This is a genomic window from Nitrobacter sp. 62-13 (assembly GCF_001896955.1).
Lineage (GTDB): Bacteria > Pseudomonadota > Alphaproteobacteria > Rhizobiales > Xanthobacteraceae > Nitrobacter.
Genome location: NZ_MKRN01000084.1, coordinates 1 through 20,058 on the forward strand (window position 1 = coordinate 1; position 20,058 = coordinate 20,058).

The window sequence follows — 20,058 nt, forward strand, 5'->3', positions numbered from 1 at the left end:
ACAGGATTTTCATGAGCAAGAAGGTGAAGAAGGTGGTGCTCGCCTATTCGGGCGGGCTCGACACTTCGATTATCTTGAAATGGTTGCAGACCACCTATGGCGCCGAGGTTGTGACCTTTACGGCCGATCTCGGTCAGGGCGAGGAACTTGAGCCGGCGCGCAAGAAGGCGCAGTTGCTCGGCATCAAGGATGAGAACATCTTCATCGAGGATTTGCGCGAGGAATTCGTCCGCGACTATGTGTTCCCGATGTTTCGCGCCAATGCGGTCTATGAGGGCCAGTATTTGCTCGGCACTTCGATCGCGCGGCCGCTGATTGCGAAAAAGCAGATCGAGATCGCCGAGAGGGTCGGCGCCGATGCGGTCGCGCACGGCGCGACCGGCAAGGGCAACGACCAGGTTCGCTTCGAGCTCGGCTATTACGCGCTGAAGCCCGACATCACCATCATCGCGCCGTGGCGCGAGTGGGATTTGCGCTCGCGGGAGCAACTGATCGCATTCGCCGAGCAGCATCAGATCCCGATCGCCAAGGACAAGCGCGGTGAAGCCCCGTTCTCGGTCGACGCCAACCTTTTGCATGCATCCAGCGAGGGCAAGGTACTGGAAGATCCGGCGCGGGAAGTGCCGGATTACGTGTATTCGCGCACCATCGATCCGCAGGCTGCGCCGGATCAGCCGACCTACATCAACATCGATTTCGAGCAGGGCGACGCCGTCGCTATCGACGGCAAGAAAATGTCTCCCGCCACCCTGCTCGCGAAGCTGAACGAACTCGGCCGCGCCAACGGCATCGGCCGGCTCGACCTCGTCGAGAACCGTTTCGTCGGCATGAAGTCACGCGGCATGTATGAGACGCCCGGCGGCACCATTCTTCTCGTCGCCCATCGCGGCATCGAGCAGATCACGCTCGATCGCGGCGCGGCGCATCTGAAGGATGAGCTGATGCCGAAATATGCCGAGCTGATCTATAACGGCTTCTGGTTCTCGCCGGAGCGCGAAATGCTGCAGGCCGCGATCGATCACAGCCAGCAATATGTCACCGGGCAGGTGCGGCTCAAGCTCTACAAGGGCAACGTCATCCTCGTCGGCCGTGACAGCAAATACTCGCTGTACGATCAGGACCTCGTCACCTTCGAGGAAGGGGCGGTGGCCTACGATCATCGCGATGCGGCCGGGTTCATCAAGCTCAACGCGCTGCGGCTGCGCACGCTCGGCCAGCGCAGGAAGAAGCTGGGGCTGTAACAGCAGCTCAGGACATAGGATCTGCTACTACGAGATGGATTGGGCAATTCTCTTCACCTCTCCCATGGGGAGAGGTCGGATTGCTCTGGCGCGCGACTGCGTCGCCGAGCAATCCGGGTGAGGGGGCATACCCCATAGATAAGTCGAAACCCTCTCCCCACGGGAGAGGGAGTTCGCTTTCGCGGGCGATCGCTTCACGTATCGGTCAAATTCTGAGAGCGGCGGAAAGATAATCGTATAGCAAAAATGGCCGGGATCGCTCCCGGCCATTTGCGTTCGTGAGCCACGTATCAGCGCGGCGGTGGCGGCGCGGCTGAGGCCGTTCCGCCGTTCAGGAGCGGCGTGATGCGGCGCACCGTGACGCGTCGGTTCTCCCGCGACGGACCGTCGGTCTGCACCTTCAGGCTCTGCTCGCCATAGCCCTGCGTCACCAGGTTCTCCGGCGGCACCTGGAATTGCTGGGTCAGCAACTCGGCGGCGGATTGCGCGCGGCGGTCCGACAGCGAGAGGTTGTCGACGTCATTGCCCACAGCATCGGTGTGGCCCTCGATCAGGAACACCTCGCTCGGATTGCGCGAGATCGCGCGGTTGATGCCGTCGGCGATCACCCGCAGTTTCGACGCCTGATCGGGAGCGATGTCCCATGATCCGGTTTCGAAGTTGATGGTGTCGAGATCGATGCTTGGCATCCGCGCGCGCACCATCGGGCTGTAACGGACTTCATCGAGCGTATAGGCGCGCTCGATCGGTTCTACCGGCGGCGCCAGCAGCGTATCGTAGATCACCTCCGGCGGCGCATCTTCGGCCTCGACGATGTAGCGGTCGCGCGGAATTCTGATGCGCGGCGGCGGCAGCGAGACGAAGTAGCCTCCGATCGCTCCGGCCACCACGCCGGCGGCGACGCCTGCCCCCACGCCGCCATAGCCACGGCTATTGTCGATGATGATCACTTCGTGACCGCGCTGATCGCGGCGAATTCGCCGCAGCATCCGGCCATCGCGGTCATTGATCGTGATGATCTGCGTGCCGTCCGGCCGCACCACCACGGTGCGGGTGTCGTTGCCGACGCGCTCCTGCCGGATATCGCGCGCGCCATAGCGGAAGCGATCTTCCTCGTTGTGCCGGATGAAAGACTGCCCGCTCGGATCACGAATGATGACGCGGCCCGGCTCGGTGATGACGGTGCGGCCGCCCTGTTCGGTCTGCCGTCGCTCGGCGCGGAACGCATCGATGTTGCGCGGCCCCTGCTTTGCTGCGTTAGGCGCGATCGGTCTCAGGTCCTGCGCGCTCGACGGCGGTGGCGGCAGAGGTGCTGTGACGGTGGGTGGCCCGTGACGGGCGACCGGTGCGCCGGGCGGCAGCGCGGTCTGGCCGCCGGGAGCGGAGGGCGGAGGTTCGGCCTTGGTCCCGTTCGGCGCAGCCGCGCCACGCGGCGAGGTTGTCGTGGTCGAACTCGCCGGCGCAGATGGCGCAGCCGGGGCCGCGCGGGGTGACGTCGGGGTCGTTGGCGCGACCGTGTTGGGCGTCGGGGTCGTCTGCGCTGGCGCTGTCCCGCTCGGTGGGCCTCCGCGACCACCGGGGCCGGTATGCTCGCGGCCCGGTCCACCGCGGCCTCCTTCGCCGCGCCTGGCCGCGCCCGGCTCAGCATTGGCAGGCGGCGTTGACGGCGGTGTGGCGTGTGGCTGCGCGGTCGGAGCAGGCGTCGGGGCGGATTTCGTCGCGGCCGGAGGCGGTGCGCTTTTTGATGGCGACGGGGGCTGCGCAGTGGCTGGCGGAGCAGGCGGCTTCGGGGCCGCTGGAGGCGTTACCGGCTGCGGCGCAGGTGCGGCTCGCGGCGCGGCTGGAGGCGTTGCGTGCGGCGGAGGCGTCACTGGCCTCGGCCGTTCCGCCGCTGGCGGGGCGACATGCGGAGGCTGTGGCGGAGCAGGGCGAGCAGCAGCGGGTGGCGGCGGCGCCGTCCTTTGCGGTTCTGCATGAGGTGGTGCAGCGGGTCGCGCCGGAGCGCCGGAAGGGGCTTGATGAGTTGGCGCGGCGTTCGGGGGCGGCCGTTTCCGTCGTCCCTCGCCGTCGCTCTGTTCGGCGGGCGCCGAAGCCTGCGCGAGTTGGACCGTCGCGGATTGCGCATGTGACGGCGGCGGCGTCAACGACGCGACAGTGAGAGCCGACGTGGCCAGCAGCATCAGGCGAAAATTCGTCATGACAATCTTTATCCCAACAAGAATTTCGGCAACGGGCACGAAGCCTGCCCAGCCGACGGTGACGGGAGCGTGATCAACAGATAGCGATAAGGCTGTAATGTGGCGGCGATCCGCAGTGAGGACCGATTTATTTTCGGTTGCGCGCGATGAAAAGCATGCGCAATTCAGGTCGCATTCACATCGCGCATCACCCGCAGCGTGCGTCGTTACTGAACACATCGGTTGCAGGCGGTTGTGCGGGCGGAGTCGGGGGAGCCTGTGGCGGCGATTCCTCCGGCATATTGCCCGGCAATTCTCGCGGCGGCGCGGGCGAGTCCGGTTCGTGCATCGGCGGTGGCACATCGGGACCAGGCTGCGGACGGCCCGGCGGATCTTCACGTGGTGGCTCCGTCGGACGGCCCGGCTTGACGGGCGGCACTTCCGTCGGTTGATCACCCATTGCTTTGTCTCCATTCCGAGGCCGACGTTCAGCAGGCCTTGATCACCGTTCCATGATCTTCGAGGATCAGGGGGGCTCTTGCGATCCTAACGGTTCATATGGCGTGATGTTCCGCAGCAGCAGCCGGGCGTCGCGGACCGGATGTTGCGCACAAGGAGCCTGATGTGAGGTGCTTCGCATGAGAACCGTTTCACTGGCTGCTGTCGCGGCGTTGGCCATGATGACGAACAGCGCGGCTCATGCGGGCTGCGCATCCGCGATCAGCGCCTATCGTCGCGCGCATGGACTGTCAGCCGTTCGCGCCGATGCAGCACTCGATCGGATCGCGCGACAACAGGCCGCAGCGATGGCCCGGGCTGAAACGGTCAGCCATAACGTCAATGGCAATTTCTTCGTCCGGATCGCGCCGGTTCATCGCCGGCTGGCGGCCGAGAATGTCGCGGCCGGTTTTCTCACCTGCGCCGAAACCATCAGGCAATGGGCCGAGAGCAGCGGCCATCGCGCCAATCTTCAGTTGCCGGGCGCGCGACGTGTCGGCGTCGCGTCGGTCGCGAAGCCGTCATCGCCCTATCGGCGCTTCTGGGCCATGGTGATCACGGATTGAGGCAGTGTGCGGGTCGTTGTCGCGCCAGATCAGACCTGCCGCTCGACCAGCTTCAGCTTCAGCATGGCGATGGCTTCCGATGGATTCAGATTCTTCGGGCAGGCCTTGGTGCAATTCAGGATGGTGTGGCAACGATAGAGCCGGAACGGATCCTCGAGATAGTCGAGACGTTCGCCGGTGGCTTCGTCGCGCGAATCGCTGACCCATCGCGCCGCCTGCAGCAGAGCGGCGGGGCCGAGAAAGCGGTCGCTGTTCCACCAGTAGCTCGGGCATGATGTCGAGCAGCAGGCGCACAGGATGCATTCGTAGAGGCCGTCGAGCTTTTCGCGCTCCTCGCGGCTCTGCCGCCATTCCTTTTGCGGGGTCGGCGTGGTGGTCTTCAGCCACGGCTCGATCGAGGCGTATTGCGCGTAAAAGTTTGTCAGATCCGGCACCAGGTCCTTCACCACTGGCTGGTGCGGCAGCGGATTGATCTTCACCGCATCGGCGGCGATGTCGTGCATCGATTTGGTGCAGGCCAGCGTATTCTGTCCGTTGATGTTCATGGCGCAGGAGCCGCACACGCCTTCTCGGCAGGAGCGGCGGAAGGTCAGTGTCGGATCGATGTGGTCCTTGATCCAGATCAGACCATCGAGCACCCTCGGGCCGCATTCGTTGACGTCGACATAAAAGGTGTCGACGCTCGGATTGTTGTCGTCATCCGGGTTCCAGCGATAGACCTTGAATTCGCGCGTTTCTGTCGCGCCTTCCGGTTTCGGCCAGGTCTTGCCGCCGGTGACCTTTGAGTTTCTCGGGAGCGCGAATTTAACCATCGGTCTGATCCCACCTTTTCGTCATTCCGGAATGCGTTCCGGGCGGCTCTAGCCGGCCGGATGCAGACACGGAATCCATGCTTTATCATCCGGTCCATGGATTCCGGGTTCGCTTGCTTCTGCTCGCGTCCGGGACTGACGGGCCGTGAAAATTCCGTCTCAAAGTCTGTCTCTCAATATACCCGCGCCTTCGGCGGAATGTACTGAACGTCGTTTGTCATCGTGTAGTCGTGAACTGGACGGTAGTCGATCGTGGTGACGCCGCGCTCGCCCAGCCGCGCCAACGAATGCTTCATCCAGTTCTGATCGTCGCGGTTGGGATAATCCTCGCGCGCATGGGCGCCGCGGCTTTCGGTCCGGTTGGCGGCGCAATCCATCGTCACCACCGCCTGGGAGATGAGATTGTCGTATTCCATCGTCTCTATCAGGTCCGTGTTCCACACCAGCGAGCGATCGGATACGGCGACATCGGTGATCCCGTCATAAACCTTGTGGATCAGCTTCTGACCTTCCGTCAGAACCTCGCGGGTGCGGAAAACGGCGCAGTTGGCCTGCATCACCCGCTGCATGCTCTCGCGCAGTCTGGCGGTCGGCGTGCCGCCCGAGGCATAACGGAACTTGTCGAGGCGGCCGAGGGCCATCTCGCTGGAATTCGCGGGCAGGTCGGGCTGCTCGGCATTTGCGGTGAGTTTCTCGGCGCAGCGCTGTGCGGCGGCGCGGCCGAACACCACGAGATCGATCAACGAGTTGGAGCCGAGGCGATTGGCGCCATGCACGGAAACGCAGGCGGCTTCGCCCACCGCCATCAGGCCGGGCACGACCGCGTTGTCGTTGCCGCTCTTCTTGGTGACCACTTCACCGTGGAAATTGGTGGGGATGCCGCCCATGTTGTAGTGCACGGTCGGCAGGATCGGGATCGGTTCGCGGGTGACGTCGACGCCGGCGAAGATCTTCACCGATTCCGAGATGCCCGGCAGCCGCTCGTGCAGCACCTTCGGGTCGAGATGGTCGAGGTGCAGGAAGATATGGTCTTTCTTCTTGCCGACGCCGCGGCCTTCGCGGATTTCGATCGTCATCGCGCGCGAGACGACATCGCGCGAGGCAAGGTCCTTGGCGGATGGCGCATAGCGCTCCATGAATCTCTCGCCTTCGGCGTTGACGAGGTAACCGCCTTCGCCGCGCGCCCCTTCGGTGACGAGGCAGCCTGAACCGTAGATGCCGGTCGGGTGGAACTGGACGAACTCCATATCCTGCAGCGGCAGCCCTGCGCGCAGCGCCATGCCGCCGCCGTCGCCGGTGCAGATATGCGCCGAGGTGCATGAGGCATAGGCGCGGCCATAGCCGCCGGTGGCGAGAATCGTGGTCTGGGCGCGGAAGCGGTGCAGCGTGCCGTCGTCGAGCTTGAGCGCGATCACGCCGCGGCAGACGCCCTGATCGTCCATGATGAGGTCGATGGCGAAGTACTCGATGAAGAACTCCGCAGCGTGGCGCAGCGCTTGGCCGTACATCGTGTGCAGCATCGCATGGCCGGTGCGGTCGGCGGCGGCGCAAGTGCGCTGGGCCTGGCTCTTGCCGTAGTCGATGGTCATGCCGCCGAAGGGGCGCTGGTAGATCTTGCCGTCTTCGGTGCGCGAGAACGGCACGCCCCAGTGCTCGAGTTCGTAGACAGCTTCCGGCGCGTTACGCACCATGTACTCGATGCAGTCCTGATCGCCGAGCCAGTCCGATCCCTTGACGGTATCGTACATGTGCCAGCGCCAGTCGTCCTTGTGCATGTTGCCGAGCGAGGCGGAGATGCCGCCCTGCGCTGCCACGGTGTGCGAGCGGGTGGGAAAGACCTTGGTGATGCACGCAGTGCGCAGACCGGCCTGGCCGCAACCCACGACGGCCCGCAGACCGGCCCCGCCGGCGCCGACGACGACGATGTCATAAGTATGGTCTTCGATCGGGTAGGCCCTGCCGTTGGCGGCGGGTGCTGCACTGCCGTTTCCGGCCATGAACTACACTCCGGATGACAGTTTGAAGATGGCATAAGCGGCGGCCAGCGCCAGGGTGACGGAGAAGAAGTTGTTAGCCATGATCGACGCCAGTTTCGTCTTCTCGTCGTGCACGTAGTCTTCGATGATCACCTGCATTCCGATCTTCATATGCCAGATGCTGGCGACGACGAACAGCAGCATGATGATGGCGATCGGCGGGGAACCGAGAATCTGCGCCGCCCCGGCCTGGTTGCGACCAAGCAGGATCATCATGACCACGACCATCGGCACGATCAGCAAAATCATTGCGACCGCTGTCACGCGCTGCCGCCAGAAGTCCTTGGTCCCGGTATGGGACGCGCCGAGGTTGCGAACCCGTCCCAGCGGAGTCCGCATTGACTTCGGACCGGACAGCGGCTGCATGCTCATCGTCCGCCACCGATCGCATAGGCGACGATCCACAGCAGCACCGTGAGCAGGATGCCGCCGATCAGCGCCGCCCGGGTGAGCCATTCACGCTCGGCCGGCTTGAACCCATAACCGAGGTCCCAGACGAGGTGGCGAACGCCGCTCAGCATATGGTGCATCAGCGCCCAGGTGTATCCGAATGCAATCAACCGGCCGATCCAGCTCGCGGTGAAGGACTGGACCGCGGCGTAAGCGCCCGGCCCGGACGACACCGCGATCAACCACCAGACCAGCAGCAGCGTCCCGAAATAAAGCGCCACGCCGGTCGCGCGATGGACGATGGATAGTGCCATCGTCAGGGTCCAGCGGTAAATCTGCAGGTGCGGCGAAAGCGGACGTTCGATTCTGATAGTCATCGATGCCTTCGCTGGTTGCGGGCGCGCGGCGCCACCCGATTGGGATCCGCGACAAGCAATTCTGCTCATATACTTATGGGGTCAAAACAACCTGCGCAACGCTGAAATCGCCATTTGCGAACGGCGGTTCAGGATTAGGGCATTCACATTCTCTTAACATACCAGGCGGGCGGCCAGAATCCCTGAAGTGCGATTCATGGCTGCCGCGGGCTAGCTTCTCTCATGGACTATAGATGTCGGCATAAGTGACGCGCAGGATATTCTTCTGCACCTTGCCCATGGCGTTGCGCGGCAGTTCATCGACAAAAATCACGCGTTTCGGCATCTTGAATTTGGCCAGTCGGTCTTTGAGCGCGTCAAGCACCTCGGCTTCGGTAATATCGGCGCCTTTGTCGCAGACCACGACGGCAGTGATGCCCTCGCCGAAATCCGGGTGCGGCACGCCCATGACGGCGCTCTCGACCACGCCTGGCAGCGCGTCGATCTCGCTCTCGACTTCTTTCGGATAAACGTTGAGGCCGCCCGTGATCACGAGGTCCGTGCTGCGCCCGAGGATGTGCACGTAATCCTGCTCGTCCATCTTGCCGAGGTCGCCCGTGATGAAGAAGCCGTCGCCGCGGAATTCGGCACGGGTCTTCTCCGGCATCCGCCAGTAGCCCTTGAACACGTTCGGGCCCTTGACCTCGATCATGCCGATAGCCTCGCGCGGCAGTTCCGTTCCGGTTTCCGGATCGGTGACGCGAACGGAGACGCCGGGCAGCGGAAGTCCCACCGCGCCGGGGACGCGATCGCCGTCATAGGGGTTTGACGTATTCATGCCTGTCTCGGTCATGCCATAGCGTTCCAGCACGGCGTGACCGGTGCGGGCCGACCATTCGCGGTGGGTTTCGGCGAGCAGCGGCGCCGAGCCGGAGATGAACAGCCGCATGTGGCTGGTCGATTCATGCGTCAGCGCCGGATTTTGCAGCAGGCGTGTGTAGAACGTCGGCACTCCCATCAGCACCGTGGCGCGCGCCATCAGTCCGATGACGATGTCGGCATCGAATTTCGGCAGAAAGATCATCGATGCGCGCGCCAGCAGCGTGACGTTGCTCGCCACGAACAGCCCGTGGGTATGATAGATCGGCAGCGCGTGGATCAGCACGTCCTTGTCGGTGAATCGCCAGCAGTCGACGAGACTGGACGCGTTCGACGCCAGATTGTCGTGGGTCAGCATCGTGCCTTTGGAGCGTCCCGTCGTGCCCGAGGTGTAGAGAATGGCCGCAAGGTCATCCTGGGCCCGCGCGACCGTGATGAATTCGGGCCTTGCCGCCATGGCGGCCTCCGTCAACGATCCGTTGCCGCCGGCGCCGAGCGTCTCCACCCCGGCGCCGACCTTCGCCGCTATTATTTTAACGCCCTCCGCTTTCAGGGGATCGCAGACCACCACCGCCGGCGCGGCGTCGGTGATGAAATAGTCGAGCTCGTTGAGGGTGTAGGCCGGGTTGAGCGGCAGATAGACCGCCCCGGCGCGCAACGCCGCGAGATAGAGCGCGAGACCAGGCACCGACTTTTCGACCTGCACGGCGACGCGGTCGCCGGGCCTGACCCCGCTTGCCGCCAGCACGTTGGCCAGCCGTCCCGAAAACGCGATCAGATCGCCATAGGTGACGCGGCGGCCGTCCTGCGTTTCGATCGCGAGCCGGTCTGCGTCGTCGAGATCGTCGAACAGGCGCGAAAACAGGTTGGCGTTCATGGCGGAGTTCCTGCTGGCTCTGATCCCGACGGCCTGATCGCTAATTTGTGACGCCGATCCGGGTGATATTCGGCGTTGTCGAAACAAATACCGGCATACAATATCTACGGACCTTTCTCACGCGTCTCCGACGTTCGATGGACGTGGATTTTTCATGACAAGCATTTCAGCCAACGATGACCGCACCGTCTCTCCTCCCGTGGGAATTATTCAGCCGGCATGGGTGCGCGTCGTCCACTGGATCAATGCCGTGGCGATGATCGTCATGATCATGTCGGGCTGGCAGATCTACAATGCCTCGCCGCTGTTCGACTTCACCTTCTCGCGTTCGATCACGCTCGGCGGCTGGCTTGCTGGCGCGCTGCTGTGGCATTTCGCGGCGATGTGGCTGTTGGTGGTCAACGGCCTGGTCTATCTCGTTCTCGGGCTCGCCACCGGGCGTTTCCGCCGCAAGCTATGGCCGATCACTCCATCCGGCGTTGCGGCCGATGCCAAGGCGGCGCTGACAGGCAAGCTGTCCCATGACGATCTGTCGAGATATAATCAGGTGCAGAAGCTGTTGTACGCCGCCATCATCCTTGTCGGGATCGTGGTGGTGCTGTCGGGCCTCTCGATCTGGAAGCCGGTCCAGTTTCAGTGGCTGACGGCCGTGTTCGGCGGCTACGATTTCGCGCGCTATGTGCATTTCACCTGCATGGCGCTGATCGTGGCGTTTCTCGTCGTGCATGTCGCGCTCGCGCTGCTGGTGCCAAAAAGCCTGCGCGCGATGGTTGCCGGCCGCTAGCGCCTATTCCGAGAGTGGATTCCGGTTTTGCGATCAGAATACGCGCAAGTTATTGATTGAAGTTATTGCTCGCGGCTGACGGGTTTCAGTTAGCCGGAAAATGGTCCAGGAGAGTTAGCCATGCGCCGTCTCCGTTCGCTTCTGATCCCGGGCGTCGACAAGCGGCTTCTGGTCAAGGACGCCGCGAAATTGCTGCCTGATCCGGCGCGCCGCCGTTTCATCGCCGGCGGCGCCAGCCTCGGCGCATTGACCTTGCTGACCGGGTGCGACGTATCGGACAGCTTCTCGGCGGAGAAGCTGCTCGTGCAGATTTCAAAGTTCAATGACAAGGTGCAGGCCGCGATCTTCAACCCGAACACGCTGGCGCCGACCTATACGGAAGCCGACATCACGCGGCCGTTTCCGTTCAACGGCTATTATTCCGAGGATGAAGCGCCCGACCTCGACGGCGAGGACTACACGTTCGAGGTGCGCGGCCTCGTCGACAACAAGAAATCATGGACGCTCGACGAACTCTACAAGCTGCCCGAGGTCACGCAGATCACGCGGCACGTCTGCGTCGAGGGATGGAGCGCGATCGGAAGCTGGAGCGGGACGCCGTTGCGCGATTTCCTCAAACTGGTCGGCGCGGACACCCGTGCAAAATATTGCTGGTTCCAGTGCGCGGATGTCGACGGCTACAACAGCCCGCTGGACATGGCGACCGCGCTGCATCCGCAGACCCAGATGACCTTCAAGTTCGACGGCGAAATCCTGCCGCGCAAGTACGGTTATCCGATGAAGATCCGGGTTCCGACCAAGCTCGGGTTCAAAAATCCAAAATACGTGGTCTCGATGGAAGTCACCAACGACTACAAGGGCGGCTATTGGGAGGACCAAGGTTATAATTCCTTTAGCGGCATCTGACGCGACTGGCCGCTGCCATTTCCGGCTGCTATAGGTGGGTCGCAACGACACCCGCTAGATTCGAAGCCCTGATTGCATAGCCGGAGGTTTTCCATGATCGCTCGTATTCTGTGTGCGACAACGACGCTCCTTGTCCTGACCGTGACCGGCGCTTCGGCCAATTCCGCCAAGGCTCTGCTGAAAAACGCCCAGGGCGCCGATGTCGGCAGTGTCGAATTGACGCAGACCGATGACGGGGTTCTGCTCAAGGCTGCCCTGAAAGGCCTGCCGCCGGGCGATCACGCATTTCACATTCACGCGGCCGGCAAGTGCGAGCCGCCGTTCACGTCGGCGGGCGGCCACTTCAATCCCGGCAACAAGAAGCATGGCATGATGGCGGCCGATGGTCATCACGCTGGCGACATGCCGAACCTCGTCGTGCCCGCCTCGGGCGAATTGAAATTCGAAGTGGTCAATACCGCAATCACGCTCGACAAGGACAAGCCGAATTCGGTCCTGAAGCCGGACGGCACCGCCATTGTCATCCACGCGGCGGCGGACGATTACAAGACCGACCCGACCGGCGAGGCCGGCGGCCGCATCGCCTGCGGCGTCATCCAGTAGAGTCGCCGCGCGGCGCGGGACGCGGCAGTCGTCGCTGGAACGCGGACAGGACCGCGCCGACCGCGAGCATCGCCGCGGAGACGTTGAGCGCGTAGGACAGGCTGCCCATGGCGTCGGTGATCGCGCCGACCATGACAGGTCCGACCGTCTGCCCGATGCCGAAGGATATGGTCATTGCCGCGATTGCCGTGGGCCATGCCGCGGGCGGATAGTTGAAGCGCACGAATGCGGTGGTCGATGTCACCACCGCGAAAAACGACACGCCGAACACCAGCGCCGACAATCCAAGCAAGAGCGGCGTATGGCCCAGCAACGGCAGCGCCGCGCCGATGGCGTTGACGCAGAGGACGATGGCCATGCTGAGACCGCCGCGGTCGAGGCCGAAGGTGCGTCGCCAGATCCACGGAGTAGCAAGCGTGCTCAGGCCGATCAGGCTCCAGAACGCGCTTTGCGCCAGCGCGCCGCCGCCCCCGTCGCGGACATAGGCGATCATGAATGTCATATAGGCGATGTAGCCGGCGCCGAACAGGAAGTAGCCTGCGAGGAAGATGATGGCGGGACCAATCGCGAAGCCTCCCCGTGCCGTTTGCGGCCCGCCTGCCGCGCTATCGAAGCGTGCGACGAACATCGGCGCCGTCATCACAAAAGCCAGCGCGGCCATCGCCCACCACACGATCCACCATGATCCGGGCCCGAAATATTGCAGCACGAACGGCGCGACGAGACCCGACGAGAGAATGCCGATGCCGGGGCCGATGTAGAACAGGCTGATCAGGAAGTTCGATCGCGCCGGCTGCGATTGCGCGATCGTTGTTGCCAGCGTTCCGCCGGCGACGAATCCGATCGCTGCGGCGATTCCGACGATCAATCGGGCGAAGCTGAGAACGATGAAGTTTCCCGTCAGGGCGCAGAGCGCCAATGAGACGGCGGCGACCGCCGTCGACCAGCGTGTGCTCGCCGCGGTTCCGAAGCGCTTCGCGACCGAGGCCGCGATCAGCGCGCCGGCGAGGTAGCCGGCCGCATTGATCGTATTCATGAAGCCGGCCGCCGAATAGGACCAGCCGAGGCTGTCGCGCATGTCCGGCAGCACCAGCGAATAGGCGAATCGGCCCAGGCCGAGGCCGACGGTGGCCGCAAGCGACAGGATGAAAATCAGCCGCGCGGGGTTCGCGTCCGCTGTTGGTCGGTCTGGTGCGTTCAACGAAAACCTCCGGCGGCGTGCATTGTGGCAGCTTCGGAGGGCCGGGCAATTGGCGCAAAGGCGTCTTGCCAACGGCGCAACGCCGTCCTAGCAATCGGCATTTCTGTCATTCCGGGGCGTGCCGAAGGCGCGAACCCGGAATCCATATCTGACATCAGGCTTGGATTCCGGATCGCCGCGCTCGCGCCCGGCGCCTGGAGTGACGCAGTCATCTCGCAAGGACTTTGTCATGGCGACCTACAAGCTGCTTCTCCTGCCCGGCGACGGCATCGGCCCAGAGGTGATGGCGGAGGTGAAACGGCTGATCGGCTGGCTGGACGCGCAGGGCATCGCCAGATTCGAAACCGAGGACGGGCTGGTCGGCGGAGCCTCATACGATGCCGACAAGGTCAGCATCACTGACGCCACCATGGCGAGGGCGCTCGCCGCAGACGCCGTGCTGTTCGGCGCGGTCGGCGGCCCGAAGTGGGATTCGGTGCCTTACGAGGTGCGGCCGGAAGCCGGACTGTTGCGGCTGCGCAAGGACCTCGCGCTCTACGCCAATCTGCGTCCGGCGATCTGCTATCCGGCGCTCGCGGAATCCTCGAGTCTCAAGCCGGATATCGTCGAGGGCCTCGACATCATGATCGTGCGCGAACTGACCGGCGGGGTCTATTTCGGCGAGCCGAAAACCATCACCGATCTCGGCAATGGCCAGAAGCGCGCCGTCGATACCCAGGTCTACGACACCTACGAGATCGAGCGGATCGCCCGCGTCGCCTTCGATCTCGCGCGCAAGCGCCGCAACAAGGTGACGTCGATGGAGAAGAACAACGTCATGAAGTCGGGCGTATTGTGGAAGGAGGTCGTCGGCGCGGTTCACAAACGCGAATACCCCGACGTTACTCTCGAGCATCAGCTCGCGGATTCCGGCGGCATGCAGCTCGTGCGACGCCCCAAGCAGTTCGACGTGATCGTCACCGACAACCTGTTCGGCGACATGCTTTCCGACATCGCGGCGATGCTGACCGGCTCGCTCGGCATGCTGCCGTCGGCTTCGCTCGGCGACATCGATGCGAACACCAAAAAGCGCCGTGCGCTTTACGAGCCGGTGCACGGCTCTGCGCCCGATATCGCGGGGCAGGGCGCGGCCAATCCGATCGCGATGCTGGCGTCGTTCGGGATGGCGCTGCGCTATTCCTTCGACATGGGCGAACTCGCGGACAAGCTCGATGCCGCGATCGCGGCGGTGCTCGCCAAAGGCCTGCGCACGGCCGACCTGAAATCCGAAGGTTCGACCGTGGTCAGCACCTCGCAGATGGGCGAGGCGATCGTGAAGGAGCTTCAGGCGCTGCATGCCTGAGCGCCGACCCGGCGTCATCCCTTGGCAGGGAGCCCGCGCGGGGACGATCGTGGAAAAGCGTCGCTCAACAAAAATGCCCGGTCGTGCCGGGCATTTTTCTTAAAATTGCCGGGACCAAGCTCAGTACAGCGGAAACGCCGTCGGGTATCCGCCGAGATCGGACGGCGGGCTGAGCGGCTGCCGGTCGATCGGCCGGTTCAGGTTTTCGCGGGCGAACGAGGGATAGCCGATGTCCGGCGGAAAGGCATAGTCGCTGAACTTGCGTTCGCCGGGCAGCACTTCGGTGCCCGCGTCCAGCCACGAGCGCTTGGAGATGTAGACGCGGGTGCGTGGGCCGGACTGGTACGACACATTGGGCCCTGTCGGACCGTAAGCGTCGCTGCGAACCTGGTGCCGGCGCTTCGCTGCGCTTGCGTCGGTGGTGCCGAGGCCGACCACAACGAAGGCAGCCGCCGCAAGCAACAGCGCGATGGTTCTCGCAGCCCGGGTCGCGGCGGGGAATTTCACAGTCATCGTATCCTCATCGATCCAAGTGACCGCCTTTTTATCGTCCGGCGGCCGGACGCCACAAGGCCAATTGAGCCACACCTTGCGAGAATAATGCAGGTAATGAGGAAATGTTGCTTCGCTCCGACGCGTCATCGGTTCGAGCTCCGGCCCAGGACCGGACCTGAGACCATGCCGTCGCGCCGCAAGGCGGACCGGTCATCCCAGGCCGGTGTGACCATAAGCGATTGTTTTCAATATGCTATCCCCTCCATCGATGCTATTCCCGAGACCGGTTGATATCGTCTCGGACGAGGCCATGTATCGTGAGCTGCACGGGCGGATAGATTCATCCCGCGCCGATGACGGCGAAGCCGCGCAAAGCCCACCGGATTTCGACAGACTGCGCCGGCCGACGAATCGGTCACGCCGGGATCCGGTTCCGGCGTTGTCTTGACGGCGTTTCTCGCATAGAAGCGCAACGTCTTTCCTCGTTTCGTGCGCAGGCGACCCGGGAAGGCGATTTCTTCGGAGAGTGAACGATGGGTTACAAAGTCGCGCTGGTCGGAGCGACCGGCAATGTCGGGCGTGAAATGCTCAACATTCTGGACGAGCGGAAATTCCCCGCTGACGAGGTGGTGGCGCTGGCCTCGCGCCGCAGCGTCGGCACCGAAGTGTCCTACGGCGACAAAACCCTCAAAGTCAAAGCGCTGGAAAATCACGACTTCAGCGACGTCGACATCTGCCTGATGTCGGCAGGCGGCGCCGTGTCGAAGGAATGGTCGCCGAAGATCGGAGCGGCGGGCGCCATCGTCATCGACAACTCGTCGACCTGGCGGATGGACCCGGACGTGCCGCTGGTCGTGCCCGAGGTCAACGCCGACGCGGTGGCCGGCTTTGCCAAGAAGAACATCATCGCCAATCCGAACTGCTCGACCGCGCAACTCGTGGTCGCGCTGAAGCCGCTGCACGACAAGGCCGTCATCAAGCGCGTCGTGGTCGCGACCTATCAGTCCGTGTCAGGCGCCGGCAAGGATGCCATGGACGAATTGTTCGCCCAGACCAAGGCGGTCTACACCGCGAGCGAACTCGTCGCCAAGAAGTTCCCGAAGCGTATCGCCTTCAACGTCATCCCCGAGATCGACGTGTTCATGGAGGACGGCTACACCAAGGAAGAATGGAAGATGATGGCGGAGACCAAGAAGATTCTTGATCCCAAAATCAAGCTGACCGCGACCTGCGTGCGCGTGCCGGTGTTCATCGGCCATTCGGAAGCCGTCAGTATCGAGTTCGAAAAGCCGATCACGCCGGATGAAGCCCGCAGCATCCTGCGCAACGCGCCGGGTTGTCTTGTGATCGACAAGCACGAGCCGGGCGGCTACGTCACGCCGTACGAATCGGCCGGCGAGGACGCCACCTATATCAGCCGCATCCGCGAGGATGCGACGGTGGAGAACGGCCTGCAACTGTGGTGCGTGTCGGACAACCTTCGCAAGGGCGCGGCGCTGAACGCGGTGCAGATCGCCGAGTGCCTGATCAATCGCAAGCTGATCAGCGCCAAGCAGAAAGCCGCCTGACGGTTACAGCGCTTTAGGCGAGCAAGTCTCCGCCTCGTTCGGGTGCGCCCATAGGTGGCGCGCCCCAAGCCGTCGGGGGGACGAAAGCCCTCAGGCCCAGGCGCGCTCGCGCTTCGCCCTGTCCTCGTAGCTGTCGATTGCCGTCTTCTTTTCCATCGTCAGCCCGATGTCGTCGAGGCCGTTCAGCAGGCAGTGCTTGCGGAACGGATCGATCTCGAATGTCGCCTTGCCGCCGTCGGGGCCACGGATTTCCTGATTGGCGAGATCGATGGTCAGCGTTGCGTTGGCGCCGCGCTCGGCGTCGTCGAACAGCTTGTCGAGGTCGGCCTGAGACACCCGGATCGGCAGAATGCCGTTCTTGAAGCAGTTGTTGTAGAAGATGTCGCCGAACGAGGTCGAGATCACGCAGCGAATGCCGAAATCCAGCAGCGCCCACGGCGCGTGCTCGCGCGACGAGCCGCAGCCGAAATTGTCGCCGGCGACCAGGATTTTGGCGTTTCGATAGGCCGGCCTGTTGAGAACAAAGTCCGGATTCTCCGAGCCGTCTTCCCTGTAGCGTTGCTCCGAGAAAAGCCCCTTGCCAAGGCCGGTGCGCTTGATGGTTTTCAGGTACTGCTTCGGAATGATCATGTCGGTGTCGACATTGATGATCTTCAGCGGCGCCGCGACGCCTTCCAGCGTTGTGAACTTGTCCATGACAGGGTTCCTCGTAAGCAGCCGTTCTATCCCGATCCCGGCCTCGATCCAAGGTCCAATCCTGAACTACCCTGCTGCCTGCGCCTCGATCGCCTCGATGTCGGCATCGGACAGCCCGAAGTGGTGACCGATTTCGTGGATCAGCACATGGCTGATGATGTGAGCGAGCGTTTCGTCATGCTCGGCCCAGTAGTCGATGATGGGGCGGCGGTAGAGCCAGATCAGATTGGGCAGCCTGGCCATGTCGTCGTGGCTCTGGAACGGCAGGCCCGTGCCCTGGAACAGCCCCAGCAGGTCGTATTCGCTGTCGGCCTTCATCTCGTCGAGCACCTCGTCGGTCGGGAAATCCTCGACGCGAATGATGAGGCCCTCGCACAGACGCCGGAAACGCTCGGGCAGGCGCGCGAAGGTGTCGTGCGCCATGACTTCCATGTCAGCCAGCGAGGGGGCTTTGGCGGACCTCCACATGCTGTCTGTTTACCCCGTGTTTGGCCCGTGGGGCACCGTTTTTTAAGATCCGGTTTTTAAGATGCGGGCGGTGTGACGGTTGACGCGGGGGCGGCAATCGGAGACCGTTGGCTGCGAACACGAAAACCGGGGCGCTGCGATGGACGTCAGGATGACAGCGGTGGGGCTGACGGGCGTGGGAATACTTCTGCTTCTGCTGCCGGGTACGATTCTGTTTGAAGACCGCGCCGAGGCGCAAACGGCGCTGACCGCCGAACGTGCCGTGACAACCGACCTATCGGCCCAGGCGCGCGAGCGCCGGCCACGCGTGCGCATCTATCGCGAGGACGAGCGCGGCGTTTATCCGAGCTACAATCCGGGCGCTGATGCCGTGCGCCACTGCACCGCTCATTATGTGCAGGAGTTTCGGCCGAGCGGTGCGGTGATCGTTCCGCGGATGAACTGTTATTGGCGCCAGGGCTGAGGGTGCCGCGCGGGCACGTTCGGCTTCCTCTATCCGTTTGCAACGATCGGGTGCGGCAAGGCGTGCGGCGCATTGTCACCGCTCACCATCGCGCGCTCATTCACGCGGCATTCAGGTCGCTGCTTCCAGTTTTGTCGTTCGCATCGCGGCGAGATGGAACCATCTGGCGCCGCTGTCGTTACTTGTTCTCTTCCATGGAGGTCCACATGCATTTGAAGAAAATTCTAGGATTTGCCGCCCTTGGCGCACTTCTGGTTGTCGCGGCCCCCGCGCAGCAGGCGCAGGCGGCAACGCCGGTCAGTCCAGGGATCGCCGTGGGCACGCAGGGCGACGCCGGCAGGCTGACCACCGAAGTGCAGTGGGGGCATCATCATCATCACTACCACCGTCACTGGAGACCTCACCATCATCATCACCACTATTGGCGGCCGCATCGCCATCATCGCCACTGGCATCAGCATCAGCATCACCATCATCATCGTCACTGGCGCTGAATCTGACCGGCGTATCCCTTCCCCGCCATCAAACAGGTCCGCATTGCGGGCCTGTTTTTTCGAGATGGCGCCGATATAATCAACGGACATGGTCAGAAGCACGCGCGCGGAAACGCCATAGGAAAAATTGCCATGAAGATGTATTTCGGCGTGAGCCTCGCGGTGATGATCATGACGCTGTCCTGGACGGCGGCTGTCGACCGTGCGGAGGCGGCCATCGGATCGGGAATGGCCGCAACACGGTCCGCCGCGGCGACCGACGTAAGCGCGGCTCGGCGCTCCGGGCGAAGTCATCGCCATCGGCACTATCGCCCGCGCGTTTACGTGCGCGGCCGGCATTATTACGAAAGGCCAACTTACTACGTGCCGCAGGGACCGGCGCCGTTCTTTCCGTTCGGCTTCGGTTACGGCCTCGATCCGTCCTGGTGAGAGCTGGCGGCGGGCCTGAGGTCCATCGCTCTCAAGACCACGACTTTGCGGTTCTGTAAGTCGGAAGGATTGCAGTGCGGATCGCTTCATATGTCGCGACGCCTGCGCGCCGGCGCAGCGATGTCGCTCAGATCGGCAGCCGCGCCTTGTTCGCCGCGTCGTAGATCGCGATTCGCAACATCGGAAAACGGGACTTCAAGTCGGTGGCGGCTTGCTTCGCTTGCGACAGGCTTTCGAATTGATTTTTGAAATGCCCATCGACCAATAGGGTGAAGCCGGTTTCGGGCGGCACGTCGGCGCGCTGCGGGCTGGATGCCGGTTTGGGCGCCGTCGCGGCTGGAGTCGGAGGTGCCACCGTGGTCGCCGGAATCGGCGCGGTGATGGCGGCAGCCGGTTTCGGGGGAAGAGTGAGAGCCTTGCGTGGTGCGGTCGACGCCGGCTTTTCGTCCGTGCACGGCGCGGTCTTGCTGCTGCTCTTCACAGCCGCCGTCGGCTTCGCGACCTTGCTCTTCGCGGTCGCTGGCTTTGCGGGCGTTTTAGGACGCATTCTTGTGGTCGCCTTTACCGATGCCTTCGCTTTGGTGGACGGGCGCGCCGTTTTCGCCGCCTTGCGGGCAGGGACTTTGGTCTTGGCTTTTTTCATTACGTCGTTACGACTGACGGAATTTTCCGGCAAAGGCAACCCATCAGTCGAGCAAGGATGGATTCTTCATCGCATCCTTGTTGATGGCGCGTCGATCGGCTGATCGTGCGTCGTCGTCGGTCGATTCTGCGTTG

At 63.2% G+C, this 20,058-nt stretch carries 23 protein-coding genes; 10 read left to right on the forward strand and 13 right to left on the reverse strand.

Annotated elements, in window-relative coordinates; all coding sequences use genetic code 11:
- The first annotated feature begins 11 nt into the window (after positions 1–11).
- The gene (locus BGN91_RS07805) at positions 12–1,241 is read left to right on the forward strand and encodes an argininosuccinate synthase (RefSeq protein WP_292612071.1); all 1,230 of its coding nucleotides are present in this window, start codon (positions 12–14) and stop codon (positions 1,239–1,241) included.
- Between the two features lie 290 nt (positions 1,242–1,531).
- Here the strand turns inward: BGN91_RS07805 and BGN91_RS07810 are convergent, their stop codons facing one another.
- Positions 1,532–3,439 (reverse strand): OmpA family protein, encoded by a 1,908-nt coding sequence (locus BGN91_RS07810; RefSeq protein WP_292612018.1) that lies wholly within the window; start codon positions 3,437–3,439, stop codon positions 1,532–1,534.
- 187 nt (positions 3,440–3,626) lie between these two features.
- Positions 3,627–3,878 (reverse strand): hypothetical protein, encoded by a 252-nt coding sequence (locus BGN91_RS07815; RefSeq protein ID WP_292612020.1) that lies wholly within the window; start codon positions 3,876–3,878, stop codon positions 3,627–3,629.
- Positions 3,879–4,056: 178 nt separating this feature from the next.
- On the opposite strand from BGN91_RS07815, the gene BGN91_RS07820 reads away from it, so the two are divergent.
- A complete protein-coding gene (locus tag BGN91_RS07820) occupies positions 4,057–4,482 on the forward strand; it encodes a CAP domain-containing protein (protein WP_292612022.1) in 426 nt (141 codons plus the stop codon).
- Between the two features lie 29 nt (positions 4,483–4,511).
- Here BGN91_RS07820 and BGN91_RS07825 read toward each other — a convergent pair whose 3' ends face one another.
- The 5 genes from BGN91_RS07825 to BGN91_RS07845 all read right to left on the reverse strand — a co-directional run bounded on the left by BGN91_RS07825 (position 4,512) and on the right by BGN91_RS07845 (position 9,832).
- Entirely contained in the window at positions 4,512–5,294 is a 783-nt protein-coding gene (locus BGN91_RS07825; protein ID WP_292612023.1) for a succinate dehydrogenase iron-sulfur subunit, read from the reverse strand.
- Positions 5,295–5,467: 173 nt separating this feature from the next.
- Positions 5,468–7,291, reverse strand: coding sequence for a succinate dehydrogenase flavoprotein subunit (gene sdhA / locus BGN91_RS07830; RefSeq protein WP_292612025.1), 1,824 nt, complete (start codon positions 7,289–7,291; stop codon positions 5,468–5,470).
- 3 nt (positions 7,292–7,294) lie between these two features.
- The gene (gene sdhD / locus BGN91_RS07835; RefSeq protein WP_292612073.1) at positions 7,295–7,669 is read right to left on the reverse strand and encodes a succinate dehydrogenase, hydrophobic membrane anchor protein; all 375 of its coding nucleotides are present in this window, start codon (positions 7,667–7,669) and stop codon (positions 7,295–7,297) included.
- A gap of 29 nt (positions 7,670–7,698) precedes the next feature.
- A complete protein-coding gene (gene sdhC / locus BGN91_RS07840; RefSeq protein ID WP_292612027.1) occupies positions 7,699–8,097 on the reverse strand; it encodes a succinate dehydrogenase, cytochrome b556 subunit in 399 nt (132 codons plus the stop codon).
- Positions 8,098–8,317: 220 nt separating this feature from the next.
- Positions 8,318–9,832: a malonyl-CoA synthase gene (locus BGN91_RS07845; RefSeq protein WP_292612029.1), complete on the reverse strand. Its 1,515-nt coding sequence runs from the start codon at positions 9,830–9,832 to the stop codon at positions 8,318–8,320.
- 154 nt (positions 9,833–9,986) lie between these two features.
- On the opposite strand from BGN91_RS07845, the gene BGN91_RS07850 reads away from it, so the two are divergent.
- The 3 genes from BGN91_RS07850 (at position 9,987) to BGN91_RS07860 (ending at position 12,125) form a co-directional block, all read left to right on the forward strand.
- Positions 9,987–10,616, forward strand: coding sequence for a cytochrome b/b6 domain-containing protein (locus BGN91_RS07850; RefSeq protein ID WP_292612031.1), 630 nt, complete (start codon positions 9,987–9,989; stop codon positions 10,614–10,616).
- A 120-nt stretch (positions 10,617–10,736) separates the two neighbouring features.
- Complete coding sequence (locus BGN91_RS07855; protein ID WP_292612032.1) at positions 10,737–11,522, forward strand: molybdopterin-dependent oxidoreductase; 786 nt, start codon at positions 10,737–10,739, stop codon at positions 11,520–11,522.
- Between the two features lie 93 nt (positions 11,523–11,615).
- On the forward strand, positions 11,616–12,125 hold the full coding sequence (locus BGN91_RS07860; RefSeq protein ID WP_292612034.1) for a superoxide dismutase family protein: 510 nt from the start codon (positions 11,616–11,618) through the stop codon (positions 12,123–12,125).
- Here BGN91_RS07860 and BGN91_RS07865 read toward each other — a convergent pair.
- Positions 12,115–13,326, reverse strand: coding sequence for a YbfB/YjiJ family MFS transporter (locus BGN91_RS07865; protein WP_292612035.1), 1,212 nt, complete (start codon positions 13,324–13,326; stop codon positions 12,115–12,117). The two genes, BGN91_RS07860 and BGN91_RS07865, sit on opposite strands and share 11 nt — an antisense overlap.
- A gap of 229 nt (positions 13,327–13,555) precedes the next feature.
- Here BGN91_RS07865 and leuB point away from each other — a divergent pair, with 229 nt between their 5' ends.
- A complete protein-coding gene (gene leuB, locus BGN91_RS07870; protein WP_292612036.1) occupies positions 13,556–14,668 on the forward strand; it encodes a 3-isopropylmalate dehydrogenase in 1,113 nt (370 codons plus the stop codon).
- Between the two features lie 120 nt (positions 14,669–14,788).
- Here the strand turns inward: leuB and BGN91_RS07875 are convergent, their stop codons facing one another.
- Entirely contained in the window at positions 14,789–15,181 is a 393-nt protein-coding gene (locus tag BGN91_RS07875) for a hypothetical protein (RefSeq protein WP_292612038.1), read from the reverse strand.
- A gap of 515 nt (positions 15,182–15,696) precedes the next feature.
- On the opposite strand from BGN91_RS07875, the gene BGN91_RS07880 reads away from it, so the two are divergent.
- Positions 15,697–16,731 (forward strand): aspartate-semialdehyde dehydrogenase, encoded by a 1,035-nt coding sequence (locus BGN91_RS07880; protein WP_292612040.1) that lies wholly within the window; start codon positions 15,697–15,699, stop codon positions 16,729–16,731.
- A gap of 90 nt (positions 16,732–16,821) precedes the next feature.
- Here BGN91_RS07880 and leuD read toward each other — a convergent pair whose 3' ends face one another.
- Both leuD and BGN91_RS07890 read right to left on the reverse strand, forming a co-directional pair.
- Entirely contained in the window at positions 16,822–17,427 is a 606-nt protein-coding gene (gene leuD, locus BGN91_RS07885) for a 3-isopropylmalate dehydratase small subunit (RefSeq protein ID WP_292612042.1), read from the reverse strand.
- A 66-nt stretch (positions 17,428–17,493) separates the two neighbouring features.
- Positions 17,494–17,895, reverse strand: coding sequence for a metallopeptidase family protein (locus BGN91_RS07890; RefSeq protein ID WP_292612044.1), 402 nt, complete (start codon positions 17,893–17,895; stop codon positions 17,494–17,496).
- Between the two features lie 139 nt (positions 17,896–18,034).
- Here BGN91_RS07890 and BGN91_RS07895 point away from each other — a divergent pair, with 139 nt between their 5' ends.
- On the forward strand, positions 18,035–18,358 hold the full coding sequence (locus tag BGN91_RS07895) for a hypothetical protein (RefSeq protein ID WP_292612046.1): 324 nt from the start codon (positions 18,035–18,037) through the stop codon (positions 18,356–18,358).
- Between the two features lie 224 nt (positions 18,359–18,582).
- Here the strand turns inward: BGN91_RS07895 and BGN91_RS07900 are convergent, their stop codons facing one another.
- The gene (locus BGN91_RS07900; RefSeq protein ID WP_292612048.1) at positions 18,583–18,942 is read right to left on the reverse strand and encodes a hypothetical protein; all 360 of its coding nucleotides are present in this window, start codon (positions 18,940–18,942) and stop codon (positions 18,583–18,585) included.
- 42 nt (positions 18,943–18,984) lie between these two features.
- Between BGN91_RS07900 and BGN91_RS07905 the strand changes: the two genes are divergently transcribed.
- On the forward strand, positions 18,985–19,281 hold the full coding sequence (locus BGN91_RS07905; RefSeq protein ID WP_292612049.1) for a hypothetical protein: 297 nt from the start codon (positions 18,985–18,987) through the stop codon (positions 19,279–19,281).
- 127 nt (positions 19,282–19,408) lie between these two features.
- Here BGN91_RS07905 and BGN91_RS07910 read toward each other — a convergent pair whose 3' ends face one another.
- The gene (locus tag BGN91_RS07910; RefSeq protein ID WP_292612051.1) at positions 19,409–19,636 is read right to left on the reverse strand and encodes a hypothetical protein; all 228 of its coding nucleotides are present in this window, start codon (positions 19,634–19,636) and stop codon (positions 19,409–19,411) included.
- 1 nt (position 19,637) lies between these two features.
- Here BGN91_RS07910 and BGN91_RS07915 point away from each other — a divergent pair, with 1 nt between their 5' ends.
- Complete coding sequence (locus tag BGN91_RS07915) at positions 19,638–20,027, forward strand: hypothetical protein (protein ID WP_292612052.1); 390 nt, start codon at positions 19,638–19,640, stop codon at positions 20,025–20,027.
- The last annotated feature ends 31 nt before the right edge of the window (positions 20,028–20,058 follow it).

Excerpts from the sequence above, each read along its gene's own strand:
- BGN91_RS07805 (WP_292612071.1), top strand. The coding sequence starts at position 12 with ATGAGCAAGAAGGTGAAGAAGGTGGTGCTCGCCTATTCGGGCGGGCTC.
- BGN91_RS07810 (WP_292612018.1), bottom strand. The coding sequence starts at position 3,439 with ATGACGAATTTTCGCCTGATGCTGCTGGCCACGTCGGCTCTCACTGTC.
- BGN91_RS07815 (WP_292612020.1), bottom strand. The coding sequence starts at position 3,878 with ATGGGTGATCAACCGACGGAAGTGCCGCCCGTCAAGCCGGGCCGTCCG.
- BGN91_RS07820 (WP_292612022.1), top strand. The coding sequence starts at position 4,057 with ATGAGAACCGTTTCACTGGCTGCTGTCGCGGCGTTGGCCATGATGACG.
- BGN91_RS07825 (WP_292612023.1), bottom strand. The coding sequence starts at position 5,294 with ATGGTTAAATTCGCGCTCCCGAGAAACTCAAAGGTCACCGGCGGCAAG.
- sdhA (WP_292612025.1), bottom strand. The coding sequence starts at position 7,291 with ATGGCCGGAAACGGCAGTGCAGCACCCGCCGCCAACGGCAGGGCCTAC.
- sdhD (WP_292612073.1), bottom strand. The coding sequence starts at position 7,669 with ATGCGGACTCCGCTGGGACGGGTTCGCAACCTCGGCGCGTCCCATACC.
- sdhC (WP_292612027.1), bottom strand. The coding sequence starts at position 8,097 with ATGACTATCAGAATCGAACGTCCGCTTTCGCCGCACCTGCAGATTTAC.
- BGN91_RS07845 (WP_292612029.1), bottom strand. The coding sequence starts at position 9,832 with ATGAACGCCAACCTGTTTTCGCGCCTGTTCGACGATCTCGACGACGCA.
- BGN91_RS07850 (WP_292612031.1), top strand. The coding sequence starts at position 9,987 with ATGACAAGCATTTCAGCCAACGATGACCGCACCGTCTCTCCTCCCGTG.
- BGN91_RS07855 (WP_292612032.1), top strand. The coding sequence starts at position 10,737 with ATGCGCCGTCTCCGTTCGCTTCTGATCCCGGGCGTCGACAAGCGGCTT.
- BGN91_RS07860 (WP_292612034.1), top strand. The coding sequence starts at position 11,616 with ATGATCGCTCGTATTCTGTGTGCGACAACGACGCTCCTTGTCCTGACC.
- leuB (WP_292612036.1), top strand. The coding sequence starts at position 13,556 with ATGGCGACCTACAAGCTGCTTCTCCTGCCCGGCGACGGCATCGGCCCA.
- BGN91_RS07875 (WP_292612038.1), bottom strand. The coding sequence starts at position 15,181 with ATGACTGTGAAATTCCCCGCCGCGACCCGGGCTGCGAGAACCATCGCG.
- BGN91_RS07880 (WP_292612040.1), top strand. The coding sequence starts at position 15,697 with ATGGGTTACAAAGTCGCGCTGGTCGGAGCGACCGGCAATGTCGGGCGT.
- leuD (WP_292612042.1), bottom strand. The coding sequence starts at position 17,427 with ATGGACAAGTTCACAACGCTGGAAGGCGTCGCGGCGCCGCTGAAGATC.
- BGN91_RS07890 (WP_292612044.1), bottom strand. The coding sequence starts at position 17,895 with ATGTGGAGGTCCGCCAAAGCCCCCTCGCTGGCTGACATGGAAGTCATG.
- BGN91_RS07895 (WP_292612046.1), top strand. The coding sequence starts at position 18,035 with ATGGACGTCAGGATGACAGCGGTGGGGCTGACGGGCGTGGGAATACTT.
- BGN91_RS07900 (WP_292612048.1), bottom strand. The coding sequence starts at position 18,942 with ATGTCCGTTGATTATATCGGCGCCATCTCGAAAAAACAGGCCCGCAAT.
- BGN91_RS07905 (WP_292612049.1), top strand. The coding sequence starts at position 18,985 with ATGAAGATGTATTTCGGCGTGAGCCTCGCGGTGATGATCATGACGCTG.